The organism is Paucilactobacillus wasatchensis (genome assembly GCF_000876205.1).
GTDB lineage: Bacteria > Bacillota > Bacilli > Lactobacillales > Lactobacillaceae > Paucilactobacillus > Paucilactobacillus wasatchensis.
Genome location: NZ_AWTT01000041.1, coordinates 1 through 20,005, shown reverse-complemented (window position 1 = coordinate 20,005; position 20,005 = coordinate 1). Strand labels below are relative to the sequence as shown.

The following is a 20,005-nucleotide window of genomic DNA, read 5'->3' as shown; positions in this document are numbered from 1 at the left end:
TGCTTGCACTATTGTTAGGTTATTTTTGGTGTGGGGTTGAAAAAATTATTTTTGCAGCTGCAAGCCAAGTTCCAACGTACGATTTACTAAAATGGACTGGGCGTCAATCACTGGATAGTCATGCATCGGCGCTTTTTCCTGGGCGAGTGACAGTTCTGTACAACCAAGAATCATGGCATCACAATTTTGCTGGGTCTGCATTTGTTCTAATAAGTGGTGAAAGTGGTTAGCATTCACATGTCCATTTTGCTTAATATCTGTGAAAATCAATTCCTCCGTGGCGGCCAAAATCGCTGGTGTTGGGCGCACGGCTTCATACCCCTAGGATATTAAAATACGTTCATAAATACCATTGTTAATTGTGCCTGGGGTTCCGAGAATACCAATCCGATGAGCGGACGGGAAAAGGTTTTTTATTTGTTCAACTGCCAGTTTAGGCATGTGCAAAATTGGAATTGCAGTGGCGGCCTGAAGCTGATCGTAAAAATAATGGGCTGAATTACAAGTTAACACAAAAAATTTAGGCTGGAGGCTACTTTGCTGCTTAATATCTCCCAATAGCGCTGGTAACGGGTCTGGTTGCTTGTGATCCATAATGTAGGCGGAGCGATCCGGCACCGTGGCGTGGTTGACGACGAGATAATCCAAGTAATCTTGATCCTGGTTGCTTGGTGTTCGTGCGTTCAACAGGCGAACAAAACTTTCAGTGGCCAATGATCCCATGCCACCTAACACAGTAAAAAAGTTATCCATAATGTATTCCCCCAAATAATATTGCTCTCATCATAGCAGATTATCAGTTTAAAAGAGTGGCGATTGGCAAAAGTTTGACGGTTAATTGCAAAAGTTATATGCTTGCGCTCGTAAGAATTTTGAGATGAGGAAATAGACATGGCAACAAAGAATAGAAATAATATTTGGTTGATGTTGGTGGCGACATCATTAACAACATTCATGACAGTGCTTGATGCATCGATTGTTAACATTGCGATGCCGAAAATGTCAACCGATTTAAACATTCCAATGAATCGGGCAGAATGGGCCGTTTCATTTTATTTAGTCACAATTTGTATCTTGATTACTCTGTTTGGTAAATTGGGTGATGAAATTGGAAAAATTAGAATATTTCAGATTGGAACAGTTATTTTTGTCCTGGGCTCATTGATTTGCGGTGTTAGTCACAGTTTAGCGCTGCTACTAGCGGGGCGATTGATCCAGGCAATTGGAGCCAGCATGACCATGGCGTCTAATTTTGGTATTATTACTCAGATTTTTCCCAATAATTTACGGGGCCGGGCGTTAGGTATTTTAAACAGTTTTGTTTCGCTTGGTAGCATTGCCGGTCCTGGGATTGGTGGCTTGATTTTACAGCAATTCACCTGGCAAGATATCTTTTTAATTAACGTCCCGGTCGGAATTATTACGTTTATTCTGGGGATAGCTACTTTTCCACGCAACCACCAGGCCATTAAAATAAAAATCGATGTACCGGGCTTCTCATTATGGGCGCTGGCTGTGCTAAGCTTATTTGTGGGGATTTTTGAGGGCCAGGAAGTTGGTTTTACTCAACCTAAAATTGTGGGATTATTTATTCTGACAATTGGTTTTTTTATGTTGTTTTACTACGTGGAAAAGCGGTCTAATGATCCAATGATCAATTTTAATATTTTTAGCAACCATGATTTCACAACGGGCTTAATTTGCGCACTATTAGTGTTTGTTACTACCTTTTTCGCCAATGTTTTGATGCCATTTTATCTCGAAAAAACGTTGGCCTTGAATGCGTTAACGGCTGGAATTGTGTTGATGGGGATTCCAATTATGATGCTGATTACTGCTCCCATCAGCGGGGCTATGTCTGATACCCATGGTTCGCAGGGCATTACATTTATTGGGTTAATTGCACTCACCGTAGCCGAAATTTACTTTGCAGTGTTAGCACCAAATCAGCCATTTTGGTGGTTGATTATCGCAATTTTACTGTCCGGGATTGGTATTGGAATGTTTCAATCGCCGAACAATGCATTAATTATGTCGAGTGTTGATGCTAAATACTTGGGTATCGCTGGTAGTTTAAATGGTTTGGCCCGTGAAGTCGGGATGGTGTTTGGTCTTTCAATCTCAACTACTGTTTTGTATCTGGGCATGAGTACGGCCGCAAACCGACATATTACGACGTACATTAATAACCGTCCCGAATGGTTTGTGACCGGGATGCATGCATCCTACCTGGTAGCTGTGCTCTGTGCAGCGGTGGCATTGCTGATCACTGGCTATCGCTTGCTGGCACAACGCAAACCGGCAAAATAATAAAAATTTAGTACAGTTAATTTATGGACTTTAATGAAACAAAAGTGGGAAGCACGGCAGATTCTGCCCTTGCTTCCCACTCGTTGTTTTAGTTAACGTGGTGATGAACTTGCACTTGATACACTAGTACTTGCTTGAGAACTAGATGAGCTACTGCTTACTGTTGGAGTTGAAGATAACTGCTAGATGGTTGTACCTGTACAGACGAAGAAGAACTAGTTGGTGCAACATAACTATACGAAGAACTGTATTGTTCCTGGTACTCAGTTGAACTTTCAGAAGATGAAGAGCTCGACGAGGACTTATGTTTTTTCTTATGTGAGCTGCTGGTGCTCGATACTTGTGTGTTCGTATCTTGCGTGTTGACGGGATCACGTTGTTTAATGGCAAAGATAATAATCATTACGATTAGCAATCCAATTAGAGCAAATAAAATAATCCGGAACCACCGCCTTTTTTTGCGCGGTTTTTTCGGTTTTTTTTGCTGGCGGTTATGTTTTTGAAAGAGGCGATTGCTCTTTTTTTGTTTCGGTTCGTCGTAACGAGCCATGCGTGTATTTGGTTCCTGGTTATTCAAAAAATCACCTCAAAATTGATCAACGTGTGGCAGTTACAAAAAATGCTGTCGCACAATTATAATAATATCAAATGGACTAAAATATAACAGTCCTTATTTATTATTACAAAAAATTAATTTTAACTACGGCCACATTATACACTCCCATGAAGATAGACAAAAGCCGATTAGCTTTTCAACTAACCGGCTTTTGCTGGAGTAGGATTATTTGGTTAGCTGTCGGGAAACAGCTATCTTTTTCATTACTTTGGAGGAGTAAATGAAAGAGGTTTAATTGGTATATTTATATAATAGCGGGACTGTGTGAAAAATGTGTGAAGGAACAGTTATCTTTTTACGAAAACATTTATAACAACAATTAGAAAATATTAATATTAGGTAACGGTGAGCTAAATAAATTATAAAAAGCAGTTGACAGACGCTTAAAATGATATTATGATTACAACATAATTAAATTTGAATGAGAAAAAATGAAACGCGTTGAGAGGAAACAGTACGCTAGTTAATTTTGTCAGAGAGTTCCAGTGTGGTGAGATGGAATAAAAATTAGTTAGTCGAACATCATCCTTGAGCGATTACTTGAAAGCTTTGCCGGTAAAGTAAATTGGATGCACCCATTATAGTGCCCGCGTATGTTTGTACGTTTGAGGTCTAGCTAGTAATAGCTAGATAAAATTAGGTGGTAACACGGTGTTTCCCGTCCTATCAATAATCCCGTCTGGGGTTGTTTGGTAGGGCGTTTTTTTGTTCAGATAATAAAGAGAGGTGGTGGCGATGAAATCGGACATTTCTGGCATTAGTCAGATTAAAATTTTAAATTTGTGGGCATTAACCAAACACTTAGTTTCAATTTCTCACCACACACATAAAACACATAGTTTTAATGAAGTACAATTTCTACACATAGCAACATCCATAGCATCATAGAATAATTAAGTTAAGCTTCGTGATAGTAACCAGCTATCGTAACGGAGCTTTTTTTATTGCCACTTTTAGAACAAATGTTCGTGTTAATCTGGTACAATATTATCAATGCTAATTTTGGGGGAAATGATCTTGGCAAAGCGACGTAAAAGGCGGAAACGCAAACAAAAAATTTCAATCATCAGCACAATTGCTGCGATTATCATCATTGCCGTGGGTGGCTATTTGCAGGTTAACTCGCCGACCCAACAAACTAAGCAAACCACGACTAGTCAAACGGTGTCGGCTAAGCAGTTAGCTAAGCTGAACTATTCTAGTAAGCAAATTATCACGGTTAATCATAATAAACCAACTTTTAGTCAAAGTGACTTAAGCATTGCCCATGGTAGCTGGCAAACGTATCATGATTTGGATAAGTTAAATCGTGTTGGGACAGCTAATGCGATGCTGGGTAAGGACTTAATGCCAAAATCTGAACGAGATCCGCTGTATGTTGATCCAACAGGCTGGCACAACAAACAAGTGCAGTCTGATGGTAAAACGGTATGGTTGTACAATCGCAGTCATTTAATTGGTTACCAGTTGACTGGCCAAAATAATAATCTGAAGAATTTGATGACAGGGACCGCTAGTTTGAATTCGCCAGGGATGGAACTGTACGAAAATCAAATTGCAGATTACATTAAAGACACGAACCATCACGTCCGTTACCAGGTTGAGCCGATTTTTCGTGGGGATGAATTGCTGGCTCGCGGAGTCCATATGATGGCTGAATCTGTGGAGGATAAGCGGATTAGTTTTAATATTTATATTTTTAATATTGAAGATGATGTGACACTGAACTATGCGGATGGAACTAGTACGAATTAAATTAAGGCAAATAAAATAATGTTCGAAAAGCAAACAAGCTGTAGCAAAACCGTAATTTTGCTCAGCTTTTTTTACAGGATCTAATTTTTACAAATTTTAATTTTCATTGGCGTGTGCACGACCGCAGAAACCTGTGTGTAATGGTAGTTGTGAACACTTCTTAGATAAGGGTATAATAACTTGCCAAAGAGGTGATGGAAATGACAATTGAGGATTTATTGACACAGCCGAAACTAAACAGCGTGTTTTGCTTGGCCGGCCAAAATGGACAACAACGAGTTGTCAAAACAGTGCAAACAATTGAGACACAACGAGTTGAGAAGTATCAACAAGCGCAGATGCTATACTTATTAGATAGTGTAACATTGCTAAAAGCAGATGCTAAAATGCAGGCATTAATTACCCAATTAGCGCACAATAACGCAGCGGGACTTGCTATCATGAAAAGTCAGTGGGGAATATTCAACCCAAAGTTGTTAGTGCTGGCGGATCAAGTTCAGTTGCCAATTTTACAAATACCATCATTTTCTTCGGTTAGTGATGCGATGCAGCTCTTTTTTGAGGCAATGCTGGCACAACAAACAGGTCAGTTGCGTGACATTATTAAAAGTAATCAGCAATTAGCAGACCTAGTTATTCAACACCCACAAGTGGATCGTGTTTTAGATGAGGGACAAACGCTGTTGCATACACCGGTGTTACTACTTAACAGTCATTTCCAGGTTGCTTACGCATCCAAAGGACTCCGCAACCAAACGGACAGTTTGACTTCTTTTTTTCGCGGTACGGCGATTGATTATTTTCAATTAGCTGAGCAAATTACAATTAAATGGCAACATGATACGTTTACGCTCTTTCCACTATTTCCGTCCTTTAAAGAAAATAAGGCCTTTGTGGCGGTATTGAACTATCAAGCTACGGATGAATTTAAAATTGTTTTGCAACAGCTGATTTTAAATACACTTAGCTTTGTGAATAGTAGAATTGACGTGCTTAATGAAAGTGATTTTCGTAACCGGTCCGGTTTTTTCTTGAATGTACTAGATGGTGGAATGTCCGCGGAATTACTGAATAAACGATTACTTGAAATTCAGTTGGACCCGGCGGCTAACTACACGTGTGTCATGACTAATGTCAGCACGAATCGCCCAGTTAAACTAATTAACTATCAATTACTGGAGCAAATTCAGCAGCTAGCACTGTGGTTTATTAATGAATATGAACTGTCCATTCAGTTATTTTCTTGGCAGCAACGATTAGTGTTTTTAGTTGATAAAACGACGAACACGAAACACTTTGCAATCGCCTTGCAGCAATTTGTCGCAGCAAAGATTCCGCAGGATTACCAATTTTCAGTTGGTTATAGTAACGGCCAAGCAAAAATTAGTCACTTAATGCCAATTTTTAAGGAGTCTTTGGAGGCTTTGCGTAGCGTGGAACAGGATCCGATGGTGCAGGTGCAAAAATATCAACCGAAATATGTGCAGGAACTAGTGGCATTGATTCCAAACGATGAAGCAGCTGCTTTTCGACAGCAAATATTGCAACCTTTGTTGACACTGACTAATCAAGCCGAACAAAAAATATTGATTGAAACGTTACGCAGTTACTTTTACAATCATCAACAAATTGCTCAAGTGGCACGGTTAATGTTTGTGCATCGTAATACGATTATTTACCGGCTCAAAAAAATTGAAACTCTGCTCCAAATTGATTTGAACGACCCACAAGTGGCACAGAATATTCAATTTGCATTATTGCTGGTCTAACAACTAGCGACGACTGTTTAAATAGTATGCTAGTGCGATTAGTAACAGTAAGATAATGAGTGCGAGGCCGGGGTTCTCACGAAATAAGACGCGAAAGGCATGAATTTGCCCGATTCCAAGTGGTAAATTTAGATTCATTTTGTTCACCAATCCTTGTTTAATTTGTCCCGATTATACACTCAATCGAGTAGAGACGAAAAGGTATGATAAAATCAACAATGTGAGGAATAATTAGAAAAGAGTATTGAGGAGTGCAGCATGGTTATTACTTGGGAACTGATCAAAACAGTCATTTATTGGATCATTGTCATTAACGCGATTGGTGCAGTTTTTACGGTCTTTCGTGAGAAACGAGATATTGCGGCTACCTGGGCGTGGCTATTAGTGTTGGTATTAGTGCCGGTGGTGGGTTTTATTGCCTACGCTTTTTTAGGGCGTAAGTTGCCCCACAAACGATTGGATTTAATTCAGGCTCAGACGGAATTGCAAATAAATGAAGCCCTAGAGGCACAAAAACGTGAAATCGGTAGTATGACCACCTATGCTGACCAAATTACGAAGACGGCTAAGGGAATGGTGACCCTATTTCAAAATTCCGATAATGCTTTTTTGACACGTAAAAACCGACTGAAAATTTTTACGAATGGTAATGAATTATTTCATGATATGCTCGAAGATATTGAACGGGCAACTTCGAGTATTCATATTGAATTTTACACTTTTTATAATGATAAAATCGGTAATGAAGTGCTTCGATTATTGGAACGAAAAGCCCAATCTGGCGTTGAAGTTCGCGTGATCTATGATTCCTGGGGTTCAATGGGTACAACCCGTAAGTGGTTTAAGCAACTCAGAGAAAATGGTGGTTCCGCGGAGCCGTTTTTGAGTACGCACTCGAACTTATTTGATTTTCGATTGAATTTTCGTGATCACCGTAAAATTGTGGTCATTGATGGCCGGATTGGTTATGTGGGCGGCTTTAATATTGGTGATCAATATTTAGGTCGCGACCCGAAATTCGGCAACTGGCGCGATACGCATCTGCGAATCGTTGGTGGTGGGGTCTTTTCACTACAACAACGGTTTATTCGTGATTGGAATGCCACCGATAAAAATACAATTGCTGAGTATAAACGCTACTTTCCAGTCAATCATGTCAAGGGTGAGACGAGTCTCCAAATTGTGTCTAGCGGGCCCGATTCTGACTTGCAGCAGATTAAATTAGGTTATCTGAAATTGATTAATTCGGCCCGTGAAAGGATTTGGATTCAATCGCCGTATTTAATCCCTGATGATAGTGTGATGGACGCATTACGAGTGGCCGCCATGTCCGGGGTTGATGTCAGAATTATGATTCCAAACATGCCTGACCACGCCTTTGTCTATCGTGCATCACAGTATTATGCGCGGCAGTTAGCAGAAGAAGGCATTACGATTTACTTTTACAAAAACGGGTTTATGCACGCTAAAACAATGGTCGTTGATGGTAAAATGTCGTCAGTTGGTTCTGCTAATCTCGATTTTAGGAGTTTTAAACTTAATTTTGAAATTAATACATTTATCTATGATCATAAAGTGGCGGATCAATTGGAACAGATCTACATGCAAGATGTTCGTCTCAGTCGGGTAATGACGCCTGAAAGATTTGCGCATCAGTCGTTGTGGTTACGATTTAAACAAACATTTTCACGATTACTCTCACCGATTTTGTAAACTAATTATGACAAAAAAATCCCATTACTGGGATTTTTTTGATCGCTCTTTTTACCAACTCATATTTTTTTAACTCATGTGGCAACTCAATTACTCCATTTTCAAAATCAGCAAAGACAGAATCTAAAATGGTAAAAACTTCGTCTAGTTGAACGCGGGTAATTACCAATGGCGGCTGGAATCTTAATACATTACCGGCTAATTTAACCAAAATTAAACCCTTCTGGAACGCTCTAAAAATAATTTTAGCGGCGCCATCACGATCTCGTTCCTTAGTCAGGCGATCCTTTACAATTTCGATGCCACCATTGAGGCCATACATGCGTACATCACCGATGAAATTATACTTTGCCTGGAGACGGAGAAATTGTTGCTTGGCGTATTCACCATCTGCGGCTGATTTTTCTGGCAGATGCTCATGTTGAATCACGTCCAACGTGGCTAAGGCCGCAGCACAACATACCGGATTACCTGCAGTTGTAAAAACATGCGCTGAAGTCCCCAGCTGGTCCATTAAATCAGCTTTACCAATGATCGCACTCAACGGCATGCCAGAAGCAAGCGATTTACCGACAGATATTAAGTCTGCTTCGATATCATAGTATTCACTGGACCACATTTTACCAGCCCGGCCAAGACCTTGATTGATTTCGTCAACCGCAAATAAAATGCCATTGGCGTGACAAAATTGATAAACTAATTCGACAAATTCAGCTGGCGGTTTAATCATGCCGGCGTCGCCTTGAATCGGCTCAATTAGTACGCAGGCGACTTCCTCAGCTGGTAAGTAAGTGGTAAATGGCAGCATGAACGAATCAAAGTAACGCATGGCAATTTCGTGCTCGGTTTCATTAGGTAGACAACGATACATGTCTGGATAAGGGACATGGACGATGTTAGGTACTAGTGGCCCGATTTTACGCACCATATTTGGATCACAACCCCCAGCTGAAATTGCGCCCATCGTTGTACCGTGATAACTACCATCAAAAGAGACAATATAGGTTCGACCTGTGGCAGCACGGGCAAATTTGATGATGCCATCGTTTGCATCGGAACCCGATGTACCGAGTGATACTTTTTTGGGTGCATTTCCTGGTGCAATTGCAGCTAATCGTTCGACTAACTTGATGGTCGTGGGATTAGGAAAATAGCCAGCATCGTAACTCACTAGTTGGTCAATTTGTTTTCTCATTGCCTGCATGACATGTGGATTGCTATGACCAGCATTCATTGCAGCAGCACTGCCTAACAGGTCAATGTAACGTTTTCCCGCTACATCAAAGACTTCTGCCCCCTGTGCGTGGTCGACAACTAGATTATAGTATTGAATCAATCCAGTTGGTGCGAGATGCTGCTGGTGCTCATGAAATAATTGGTCGCCAAGTTCATTTTCCCATGCCATTTGAAATGCCCCATTTCCACTGTTTTAGTGTTGTAGTAAATTGACATCAGCATACCATAGTATTAGAAAATTATGTCAAAATGATTAAATTAAGAAATGCGACATAAATGACTGGTTAAGACTTCCTTAAGTTAATTATTAATTGTTCCTTTTTGGTTAAATAATGTTGAAAAAACTCAATGTTAGCAGGGCTTTACCTGGCTTAATAAAAAGATCGCAAAAGCTAAGTACTTTTGTTGCAATCGCTTTCAAATTGTGCTATTCTTCAAGTGAGGAAAGAAATAGTCCTCATCTGATCGACTTCTCAAATGTTAGATGCTGTAACAAGAGTTGTACCGGTTTTAGAAGAATAATAACCACTGGTTGACCGCTAATCCGTCAAAGTGTTGTCCGTTGAAATACGGAGAGTCTGGCAGCTTTAAGAAAATTATAGCGACTCAAAAGTTTGGGATTGCGGTGATGTAGTTTAGTTAATTGCATCAATAGTGCCACCTTGTAGGTAGGATTAGTAAGCTTGCAAGCAAGGGTTTATCTGTTAGAAAAAAAGTAAAGTTACGATCAGTGGAGGTAGTAAGCTCATTAAGATGTTTGTTAATGGTTTCTCCACAATGTTCCATACCACCGTTAGCCCTGAATAGGTAGTGGGTGCTTGGCTTAGCCACACCAACTTTCATCATTAGAACAATGAAACAGGTAGGTCAGGATAGGAACAGCGTGCAATTGAATATGAAGGTGTTAAGTGATTAAAGATTTGGAATTTAGTAAATCGATCATTTGGGACATTTCCTCATAATGGATTCAAGTAAGAGAAGGCTTGAATCCTATTTTTGTGGATAAAAAGCTCCAATCTGGCAGATAACATCTGACTAGATTGGAGCTTTTTTTTGGTAAATATTCTTACTTAATTACTTTCTTAAATCGACCGCGCGATTTAAGAAATAAACTAACACGGCGCCGACGGTCATTGATAACAACTCACCAAGCCCAGTCGATAACCAACCAGCCCAAAATGTTGGCCAAAAGGCAGCATTACCAACCCATGCAAGTTCTAATGCAATCATCCACATCATAAAGGTGGTGATTAAAATGGCGATTACCATTTTAACGATTAAATTAGAAACATGTTTAGTGAAGAACCGGACTAATAGGAGCATGACTAATGTTTGAAAACTGCCCCAAACAATGTCAATCACGCCTAGTGGTGAAGTGATATTAGCAATGGCCACGCCTAGCGTAACGGCTAAAACATATCGCTTATTAAAGATTGCCAGATGATTGAACGTTTCTGACAATCGCAATTGATATGCGCCGAAGCTAAAGGGTGCCAAGACTATCGTAACAACGACATAGAGTGCAGCAACAACCGCCACTTTTGCCAAATCGGCAATGCTTTGGATGCCAAAAAAACTGGTCTTAGAATTCATAACAAATTCCTTCCTTTGCTTAATATTAAATTTTTCATGCTTTCTTAGATTACCGCAGTCTACGCGAAACGTCAAAATTACTCCAATTAACCACGATTGTTCGTGCTATAATTTAACCATTAAAATTACGTTTAAATGGAGGTTAATATGAGCTTAGGATTTGTGTTAGGAACTGCTGCCAAGGATCATCAAACCAAATTGTTAGACCAATTGGCAACGGACATGGCCGCACACCCGAACGATCAATTTTATTATTTAGTACCTAATCACATCAAATTTGAATCTGAAATTAACGTCCTGGATGAGTTGGCAAAACGACAACATATCTCGCCAGATTCGAGTTATGCACAAACTAAATTACAGATCTTTTCATTTAGCCGGTTAGCTTGGTACTTATTAAAAAATACAGCGGCCTATCAAGCGCCGCGGCTATCTGCCACCGGCTTAAATATGTTGGTATTCCAGATTATCAGTGATCACCAAGGAGAACTTCGGCTGTTTGCCGGTGAATACAATCATCCTGGATTTATTAACGAACTGACCAGCCAGTTAGAGGAATTGAAACAGGCCTGCATTAGCGCACAGGATTTAGCACAACTAGCCAACAAATTAAGCGATGCAGGTAACGATTTAACCGCTAAGCTGCACGATTTAGTGTTGGTTTATACCCACTATGAACAGGCCGTTGATGGCCAGTATTTGGGTAATAGTGAAATTTATGATCAATTGGCCCAGTATTTGTCAGAACAAAATTTGTCGACGGCTCATTTTTATTTAGATCGTTTTTCTCAGTTCACGGCGAATGAACAAGAAATTGTAACGGCCTTAATTCATAACGCACAATCAGTGTTAATTTCATTACCATTAGATCGGGCATATAAGGATGGCACCCCGGAGATTAATGATTTATTTTTCGAGGCGGGCAGTGTTTACCATCGTTTATACCAACAGACAAAGGATCATGCCACTGATCAATGGGCGACTGCCATACGTGTTAGTCCGGACTTAGCTCAATTGGATCGGTTTTTAATTGCGGATACTAAAATGGCACTAATTGACCGTTCATCCACCGAAACACCCACAGCCATCAAAATATTTACGGCTGACAGCCAACTGACAGAACTCCAACAGGTAGCTCGGCAAATCAGGCAATTAGTAGCAAGCGGCAAGTACCGCTACCGTGACTTTTTGGTCTTAACCAGGCATTTAGATGGTTATGCACCAGCCTTAGAACCAGTTTTTCGTCAAAATAATATTCCTGTTTTTAACGACCACGAACGATCAATGGACGACCATCCATTAGTTGAGTTATTAAATGCGCTGTTTGCCGTGAAACAACATTACTATCGTTATGCTGATTTGATGCGACTGCTTAAAACCGAGTTGCTAATTCCACAGATTGATGGCATGGCAACGTCGGTGACACAGTTTAGGCAAGCACTCGCAATTACTGAAAATTGGCTTTTAAAAACAGGTTATCACGGTGATGATTGGTTGGCAGAGACTGATTGGCAATACTATCGTTTTCGTGATACAGATACTGGTGTGCAGTCGGACAAAATCATGACCGCGACAAAGGAAATTAACCTGATTCGCCACTTCGTTAAAGCTATCTTACCGTCTTTTTTTACTGCGCTTGATAATGCCAAAACAGGTCGTGAGGCAGCTGGCATTTTATATCAATTTTTGACCGACCAAAATGTTGAACAGCAACTGATTAATTGGCGCGATCGGCAAATTGAACTGGGTGACCTGGAACAAGCGGGCGAGCCTGAACAGGTATGGCAAACATTTTGTGATTTATTGGATGAATACGTGACAATTCTAGGGGACCGACCATTTAATCCTGATGATTTTCAGGCAATTTTGCAAACCGGGTTTGGTGCCGCAACGTATTCACAAATCCCCTCGACACTTGATCAGGTAGTGGTTTCAGAAACGGGGATTGTCCAAAGTAATCGGCGCAAGATTACTTTTATGATTGGTGCAACCGATCAAGTGATGCCGGACGCGCCGACTGAACGGTCGCTTTTGTCCGACCAAGATAGAGATAAAATAAAAAAATATTTAAAAGACGATCAATACTTAGCTGCCGATAGCATGGAGCAACTTGCTAATGATCCATTCGTCAATTACCTCGGATTTATGAGTGGCTGTGAGCAGCTATATTTGTCCTACCCACGTTTGGGTGAGACGGGCCAAGAAGTTAAGGAGTCTCAGTATGTGGCAGCAATTCGGACTTTTTTTGAATTAGCAGTACAAGATTATCAACAAGCACCAACACTAACTGATCAACAAGTAACGCCATTTGTTAGTGCGCCGAATGCTACAATCAGTGCGCTGGTTCAAATTGAGCGGCAGGCAAAAGAGCAGCGAACAGCATTAGCACCCATTTGGGACTACATTTACCAACAGCTGCAGCAACTACCCGCCAGTAGTGCTAAGTTGAAGACGGTGATGCGTAGTTTGGCATACAGTAACGTGCCAGTTAAATTGAAGCCAGCAATCATAAGTGGTTTGTACGGAGACACAATCAATACCTCAGTATCTAAGCTGGAAGAATTTTATCAAAATGAATATGCATATTTTCTCAAATTTGGGTTAAAGCTTAGAGAGCGTGACATGTTTGAATTATCGAACGCAGATACTGGGCAGTTTTTCCATGAATCACTGGATCAATTAATTAAACGGATCCAAGCATTGAACATCCCGCTGGATAAATTGAGCCCAGAACAAGTAGCCTCGTTGGTTAATCAAGTAGTTGCAAATGTCAGTCAGGACCCTCAATTTATTATTTTGGCTAGTTCAGCACGGATGAAATATATCGCTGGGCAGTTGGGTGCAACAATTCAACAGATGGGTCAAGCGTTGTATGAACAAAGTAAACAAACTGCGATGCGACCATTTAAAACGGAAGTATTGTTCGGTCAGATTCAAGATCAAACTGGTTTGGCGGCTCTTCAATTTAAGTTGTCGAACAATAAACAAGTCAACGTCCGTGGCAAAATTGACCGGATTGACCAATTAACGACGCCACAGGGTGATTATTTGGGGATCGTTGATTATAAGTCGGGCAAAAAGGATTTTAAAATTAGTGATGCTTACTATGGGTTAGCAATGCAGATGTTGACCTATTTGAATGCGGTCGAATTAAATCATGAACAATTGGAAGCAGCACCTAACAGTAAGTTGGCAGGGGCGCTATATATGCATATTTTCAATCCCAAGATACCACAAAAAGACGTTGTGAAGGGCTTAGCTCATGCTAAGTTAGCAGCGAATAAATATAAGGGATTACTCTTAGATGATCCTGAATTATTGGGTCACTTAGACACAGGCAATAGTGGTTGGTCTGAAGTTTATCCATTTCAACGGAAAAAAGATGGCAGTTTCAAGAGTAATCAGCTGATGACTGCCGCACAGTTGGAAATGCTATTGGAACGTAACCGCGAGCGGATTAGGTATGCAGCCGAACAAATTTTTGCTGGCGCAGACGCACTGAATCCAGTTAAATGGGATGAAAAATCCACCGCACTGCAATTTTCACCGTATAAGGATGTCTTTCAATTTGATGCGATGCTGCCAGATAATAACTATCGGCAATTACAGAAATTAAGTAAAGAGGAAGTCTTTGCGTTATTGAAGGGGGAAGCTAAATGAGTGCCACCGATTATACAACTGAACAGCGACTCGCCATTGATGAGCAAGGACAAAATATATTAGTATCGGCTTCTGCTGGTTCTGGTAAAACGACCGTCCTAGTTGAACGGGTGATTCAAAAAATTCTTAAGAGTGAAACTGAAAGTGTTGCTAATCTGCTGGTCGTTACCTTCACTAAAGCGGCGGCGAAGGGCATGCGTGATAAAATCAAACAAGCGTTGCGAGAAGCAGCGGAAAAGACGAACAATGCTAGCTTAAAGCAACGCTTACGCAAAGAAATGAATTTAGTAGGTGTGGCCGATATTAGCACGATCGATTCTTTTTGTACGCACCTGATTAAACGCTATTACTATCTCATCGACCTGGATCCTCAGTTTCGCATGTTCGCCGATTCCACCGAACAGATTTTATTGCAGCAGTCTGTGTGGGATGATGTTCGTGAAACATTGTATGCCACTAATGACACGCAATTTGAACACTTAGTCGAAAACTTTTCAGATGACCGTGGCGATGATGGGCTTACCAAAGTAGTCCAAGAATTAGATAGTTTTGCTAACGGGACGCCAGCGCCGCATGAGTGGCTATCACAATTACCAAAATTATATGAGGTAGAAAGCGATAGTTTAACTGACACACCTTTTTATCAACAACGTGTTGTGCCAATTTTAGTTGGTATTGTGCAACAACTACTGGCAGATATTAATGACAACATTGAATTGGCGGTCGGTGATGAGCTGAGTGAGGTGAAAACTCTCCTGGAAACAGACCGCGAGTTGACCGCTGAAATTCTTGATTTAGTTCAGCATGCATCCTGGGAAACGATCCGAGCCAAATTACTAGCATTAAAATTTAAATCATTTCCCCGCGCAACAACAGACGAAAAAAAGGAAATTTATGCGCCGTTTAAACCCGATCGAGAAGTATTTAAGAAACAGTTGAATAATTTACAATCGACATACTTTCCGCTGCATGAGGAGCAGACCATTGAAGTAATGGCACAGTCAAAACAACTAGTAGCTACCTTAGCTGATGTGACTTGGCAGTACCGACAAGCCTATCAGGCGGAAAAACAGCAGCGCCATGTCATGGATTTTGCAGACCTCGAACACTATGCATTAGCAATTTTAACCACCAACTCAACAGATGGTGACAGTATTGTTGAGCAACTTAAGAATCATTATCATGAAATTATGATTGATGAATATCAGGATACTAATCAGCTACAAGAAAGTATTTTAACGACGATTGCCTCGACACAACCTGGTAATTTATTTATGGTCGGGGATGTGAAACAATCAATTTACCAGTTTCGGTTGGCGGATCCAAGCTTGTTTTTGCGCAAATATGAACAGTTCCGTCAGCCAGAATCGCAGGATGGCGAGGCAATTGTTTTAGCCGATAACTTCCGGTCGGTCGAAAATATTACCGATTTTGTCAATCTAATTTTCAAACAGTTAATGGATCGTCAGGTTGGCGAAATGAATTACGACCAGGCAGCGCAGCTAAAATTTGGGGCCAGGTACTATCCTGACAAAGGAACGAGTACTGAAATATTATTGTATGAATCAAAAACCACGCCAGAATCGGATGAGCCGGATGAAGAATCATTAATGCCCAGTGATAAAACGATTGGTGAGATCCAAATGATTGGTCAGCGCATCAACAGAATGGTCGATAGTGGTGAGGAAATCTACGACACCAAAGCAAAGAAAAAACGCTCAATTAATTTTGGCGACATTACAATCCTAGCGCCAACCAAGTCCAATAATAATCAAATTATCGAACAGTTTACTCAGTTGGGGATCCCGGTGACGGTGAACGATGCCCAGAATTATTTTCGGGCGACAGAAATTCGTATTATGATGGCGCTTTTACGAGTGGTGGATAATCCATATCAGGATATTCCATTAGCGGCGGTGCTACGTTCTCCAATAGTGGGGCTTGATGAAAATGAGCTAGCGTATTTGAGAATTCAAAATAAAACGGATGATTACTTTGCAGCAGTTAAAACGTTTCATGCTGGATTTGATGAAAATACGGCCAGTGACTTTGCTCAACAAATTTACGCAAAAGTAGATCGCTTTTTGCATCAATTGAATCAATTTAAACTGATTGCCAATCAAAACCGGTTAGTTAAACTAATTTGGTCAATTTATGACACGACCGGATTCTTAGATTATGTCGGCGGAATGCCGGGCGGACGGCAACGGCAAGCTAATCTACACGCATTGTATGAGCGAGCACATGTCTACGAAGAAAGTAGTTTTAAGGGTGTTTTTCAATTTGTTCGTTTTATTGAACAAATGCAGCAACAAAATCAAGATTTAGGTGAAGCACCAGCACAAACGTCGAGCAATACGGTGTCAGTAATGACGATCCACGGTAGTAAGGGACTTCAATTTCCGGTTGTTTTTTTGATGAACGCTGCGCATCAATTTAATAAAAATAATTTTAAAGAAAATTATTTGTTAGATGCCAAGGATGGTATTGGTATCACGTACATGACCGATGAACGTGTAACAATCAATACATTGCAAAAACAGGTTCTAAAAGACACAATTGACCGCAGAGACCAGGCTGAAGAGATGCGGCTGCTATACGTTGCTTTGACGCGCGCAGAGCAGCGATTATTAATTACCGGCAGCTATCAAAACGTTGACAAGGCGATTGCTAGCTGGGAACGGGCATTTCAAAGCAATCAAATGAGTCTACCCACACAGGTACGACTGAAGACAATTAACTTTATGGATTGGATTGGCATGAGTTTGGTGCGGCACCCTCATTTTGATGTTGATTTGTTAACGAAGGACAACGAGTGGCCCGGTTTGAACAGTGATGACACGAAGAATACTGAATTTAGAATTGATAAATTCACGGCTACTGATTTACAGCCCAAAGATGCTGAACTGACCAATCAACCTGTCCCGGCGGCTAGCAAGGACGTGGCAAAACAAACGAATAAAGCCGATAATCCGATTGTAGGCATGAGTCATGATGAGATTAAACGAGTGCTCCATTTTAATTACGAGCACACCGCTGCAACAATGACGACAGCGTATCAATCGGTGTCTGAGATTAAACGATTATTCGAGGATCCTGATAATCTGCAATTAGGCCAGCTGGAATTTGCTCCCCAAGCACGGCAAAAAGGGCGCTACGTCAGTGAAAACTTTGGGCAACCAAAATTTATGCAAACAACAGTAAAACCCAGTGCCGCACAAATTGGAACGGCCACTCATTTGGTGTTGCAGACACTGGATTTAGCTCATGAGCCAACGATTGCCACGGTGGAACAAGTAATTGTTCGATTAACTGCAGCTAACATTATTACCAATGAAGTGGCACAACAAATAAATCGGCAACAAATTTTACAATTTTTTGCGACCGATCTTGGCCAGTCCATTTTAATGCATCCTGAATGGCTCAAGCGTGAGGTGCCGTTTTCGATGCTGCTAAACGGTGCACAATTATTTGCTGAAATTAACGATCCGGACGAGAAAGTTTTAATTCATGGAATCATTGACGGTTACTTGGAATTGGACGATGAAATCAGTTTGTTTGATTATAAAACGGACCAGCTTCGTGATGATGGAGATCGGCAAGCATCAATTGCGCAAATAGTTGACCGCTATCGGGGGCAAGTAAATTTATATGCACAAGCGCTCAAGCAAATGACACACAAACCTGTTCGCCACAAGTATTTATACCTATTAGCGGCAAATGAGCTAGTTGAAATTAAACATGAGGACTAGTTTACTACTGATTTCACTTGTCTGGTGATAAATTATTTTAGTGATTATTGCCCCTTTTCATTGTCTATTTAGGATTTGTCGTGTAAAATATGATTTGAGTAAGCGGATTCAAATTTGACGAAGAGGAGTATGACGAAGATGGCAAAAGTAGTTGTATTGGGCGGTGGTTACGCCGGATTACGTGCAATCAAGGTGTTGATGGATAAAGTCCCTGGTGAAACACAGTTAGTTTTGGTTAGTGATACGCGCACCCATACTGAAAAGACAAATATTCATGAAGTAGCTGCAGGAACAACCAAACCGGGTGATATTTCGTTTGATATCGCGGAAGTGGCTAAACCACAACGGGTTAAGTTTATTCAAGACACAGTCACTGGCATCGATTTAGAAAATAAGTCGGTGGAGTTAAAAGAAAGTGTTGAACCGCTAACATATGATTACGTTATCATCGCACTAGGGTTCCGCTCCGAAACTTTTGGCATTCCAGGGGCAGAGGAAAATGCCCTACCGTTGACGACTCTTGCTCAGGCATCCGCTGTGGCTGACCATATTGAAAATCAAATAAAGCATTATCAAGAATCACAGGATCCTAATGATCTGAAGGTAGTGGTTTGTGGTGCCGGCTTTACGGGCATTGAATTATTGGGTGAATTGATTCATTCAACACGTGAGTGGGCAAAAAAATATAATACACCAAATGTGGAACTATATTGTGTTGAAGCATCAACCAATATTTTACCAATGTTTGATTGCGGCTTAGCGGATTTTGCTGTTGACTACCTGAAGCGCAACGGCGTGCAATTTGTCTTAGGTGCCAAAATTTCTGGTGTTGAAGAAGGCAAAGTTGTTTATCAAAAAGATGAAGAAGAACAAACGGTCGAAGGTAATAGCATTGTTTGGACTGTTGGTGTTGGTGGTAGCCATGTGATGGACGATCCAGCATTTAGTTCGAAACGGGGTCGTTCAATTACACAACCGGATTTGAGTTTGAATCCAGACCATCCAGAGGTATTCGTGGTTGGGGATGTTGCTGCAATTATGAATCCAGAAAATAATCGACCATGGCCAACAACTGCCCAAGTAGCGCTCAAATCAGCAGCGCATGCAGCTGAAAATGTGGCTAACCTAGTTAAGGGTGGTTCAGCAACACCATTCATTTTCCATTCACTAGGAACGGTAGCATCATTAGGTCGAACCCAAGCAATTGGGACAGTAGCAATGGGTGGCAAGCAAGTTAAGTTAAAGGGCTATCCAGCTTCGGCGTTGAAAAAAGTGATTGTCGATCGGTCATTATTCTACGATAATGGCGTGGGTGGAATCTTTAAGCACGGTAGATTTGATGTGTGGCACTAAAAAATAGAGCGTGAGCAGCCACGGGTTGCTTCCGTGGTATAAAGGGGTGAGGTGCAATTGCTTCGTACTGAGAAGCAGTTGCACCTCACCCCTTTATACAATAGGAAGCAGTGGCTGCGAACGCGTTTGGGCTATAAAAGTAGGAAGAAAAGCAATTGCTTCGTACTGAGAAGCAGTTGCACCTCACCCCTTATACCATAGGAAGCAGTGGCTGCGAACGCGTTTGGGCTATAAAAGTAGGAAGAAAA

The 20,005-nt window shown here is 40.9% G+C and carries 10 protein-coding genes, 1 pseudogene and 1 other annotated feature; of the genes and pseudogenes, 7 read left to right on the top strand and 4 right to left on the bottom strand.

Translation table 11 applies throughout. The features are described 5' to 3' along the window. Positions 1–45: 45 nt before the first annotated feature. Positions 46–753: pseudogene (locus WDC_RS07385) on the bottom strand (amino acid racemase). Positions 754–891: 138 nt separating this feature from the next. Between WDC_RS07385 and WDC_RS07380 the strand changes: the two are divergent. Then, positions 892–2,310: an MFS transporter gene (locus WDC_RS07380; protein WP_044011225.1), complete on the top strand. Its 1,419-nt coding sequence runs from the start codon at positions 892–894 to the stop codon at positions 2,308–2,310. A 157-nt stretch (positions 2,311–2,467) separates the two neighbouring features. Here WDC_RS07380 and WDC_RS07375 read toward each other — a convergent pair whose 3' ends face one another. Beyond that, positions 2,468–2,887 carry a hypothetical protein gene (locus WDC_RS07375; RefSeq protein ID WP_052497825.1) on the bottom strand — a complete coding sequence of 140 codons (420 nt, stop codon included), beginning with the start codon at positions 2,885–2,887 and terminating at the stop codon, positions 2,468–2,470. A 471-nt stretch (positions 2,888–3,358) separates the two neighbouring features. Next, positions 3,359–3,595, top strand: a binding site (T-box leader). Positions 3,596–3,937: 342 nt separating this feature from the next. Between WDC_RS07375 and WDC_RS07370 the strand changes: the two genes are divergently transcribed. From WDC_RS07370 to cls, 3 genes are all read left to right on the top strand, one after another. After that, positions 3,938–4,681 carry a DNA/RNA non-specific endonuclease gene (locus WDC_RS07370; RefSeq protein ID WP_044011224.1) on the top strand — a complete coding sequence of 248 codons (744 nt, stop codon included), beginning with the start codon at positions 3,938–3,940 and terminating at the stop codon, positions 4,679–4,681. 200 nt (positions 4,682–4,881) lie between these two features. Beyond that, a complete protein-coding gene (locus tag WDC_RS07365) occupies positions 4,882–6,450 on the top strand; it encodes a helix-turn-helix domain-containing protein (RefSeq protein WP_044011223.1) in 1,569 nt (522 codons plus the stop codon). A gap of 258 nt (positions 6,451–6,708) precedes the next feature. Beyond that, complete coding sequence (gene cls, locus WDC_RS07360; protein WP_044011222.1) at positions 6,709–8,163, top strand: cardiolipin synthase; 1,455 nt, start codon at positions 6,709–6,711, stop codon at positions 8,161–8,163. 1 nt (position 8,164) lies between these two features. Here the strand turns inward: cls and WDC_RS07355 are convergent, their stop codons facing one another. Both WDC_RS07355 and WDC_RS07350 read right to left on the bottom strand, forming a co-directional pair. After that, a complete protein-coding gene (locus tag WDC_RS07355) occupies positions 8,165–9,568 on the bottom strand; it encodes an aspartate aminotransferase family protein (protein WP_082040956.1) in 1,404 nt (467 codons plus the stop codon). Between the two features lie 905 nt (positions 9,569–10,473). Continuing rightward, complete coding sequence (locus WDC_RS07350; RefSeq protein WP_044011221.1) at positions 10,474–10,992, bottom strand: QueT transporter family protein; 519 nt, start codon at positions 10,990–10,992, stop codon at positions 10,474–10,476. Positions 10,993–11,139: 147 nt separating this feature from the next. On the opposite strand from WDC_RS07350, the gene WDC_RS07345 reads away from it, so the two are divergent. The 3 genes from WDC_RS07345 (at position 11,140) to WDC_RS07335 (ending at position 19,757) form a co-directional block, all read left to right on the top strand. Then, positions 11,140–14,652, top strand: coding sequence for a PD-(D/E)XK nuclease family protein (locus WDC_RS07345; protein ID WP_044011220.1), 3,513 nt, complete (start codon positions 11,140–11,142; stop codon positions 14,650–14,652). Continuing rightward, the gene (gene addA, locus WDC_RS07340; RefSeq protein ID WP_044011219.1) at positions 14,649–18,404 is read left to right on the top strand and encodes a helicase-exonuclease AddAB subunit AddA; all 3,756 of its coding nucleotides are present in this window, start codon (positions 14,649–14,651) and stop codon (positions 18,402–18,404) included. Before WDC_RS07345 ends, addA begins: the two co-directional genes overlap by 4 nt. Positions 18,405–18,542: 138 nt before the next feature. Beyond that, positions 18,543–19,757, top strand: a complete 1,215-nt coding sequence (locus WDC_RS07335) for an NAD(P)/FAD-dependent oxidoreductase (protein ID WP_044011218.1) — start codon at positions 18,543–18,545, stop codon at positions 19,755–19,757. The last annotated feature ends 248 nt before the right edge of the window (positions 19,758–20,005 follow it).

Coding starts and splice junctions, on each gene's coding strand:
- WDC_RS07380 (WP_044011225.1), top strand. CDS start 892: ATGGCAACAAAGAATAGAAATAATATTTGGTTGATGTTGGTGGCGACA.
- WDC_RS07370 (WP_044011224.1), top strand. CDS start 3,938: ATGATCTTGGCAAAGCGACGTAAAAGGCGGAAACGCAAACAAAAAATT.
- WDC_RS07365 (WP_044011223.1), top strand. CDS start 4,882: ATGACAATTGAGGATTTATTGACACAGCCGAAACTAAACAGCGTGTTT.
- cls (WP_044011222.1), top strand. CDS start 6,709: ATGGTTATTACTTGGGAACTGATCAAAACAGTCATTTATTGGATCATT.
- WDC_RS07355 (WP_082040956.1), bottom strand. CDS start 9,568: ATGGCATGGGAAAATGAACTTGGCGACCAATTATTTCATGAGCACCAG.
- WDC_RS07350 (WP_044011221.1), bottom strand. CDS start 10,992: ATGAATTCTAAGACCAGTTTTTTTGGCATCCAAAGCATTGCCGATTTG.
- WDC_RS07345 (WP_044011220.1), top strand. CDS start 11,140: ATGAGCTTAGGATTTGTGTTAGGAACTGCTGCCAAGGATCATCAAACC.
- addA (WP_044011219.1), top strand. CDS start 14,649: ATGAGTGCCACCGATTATACAACTGAACAGCGACTCGCCATTGATGAG.
- WDC_RS07335 (WP_044011218.1), top strand. CDS start 18,543: ATGGCAAAAGTAGTTGTATTGGGCGGTGGTTACGCCGGATTACGTGCA.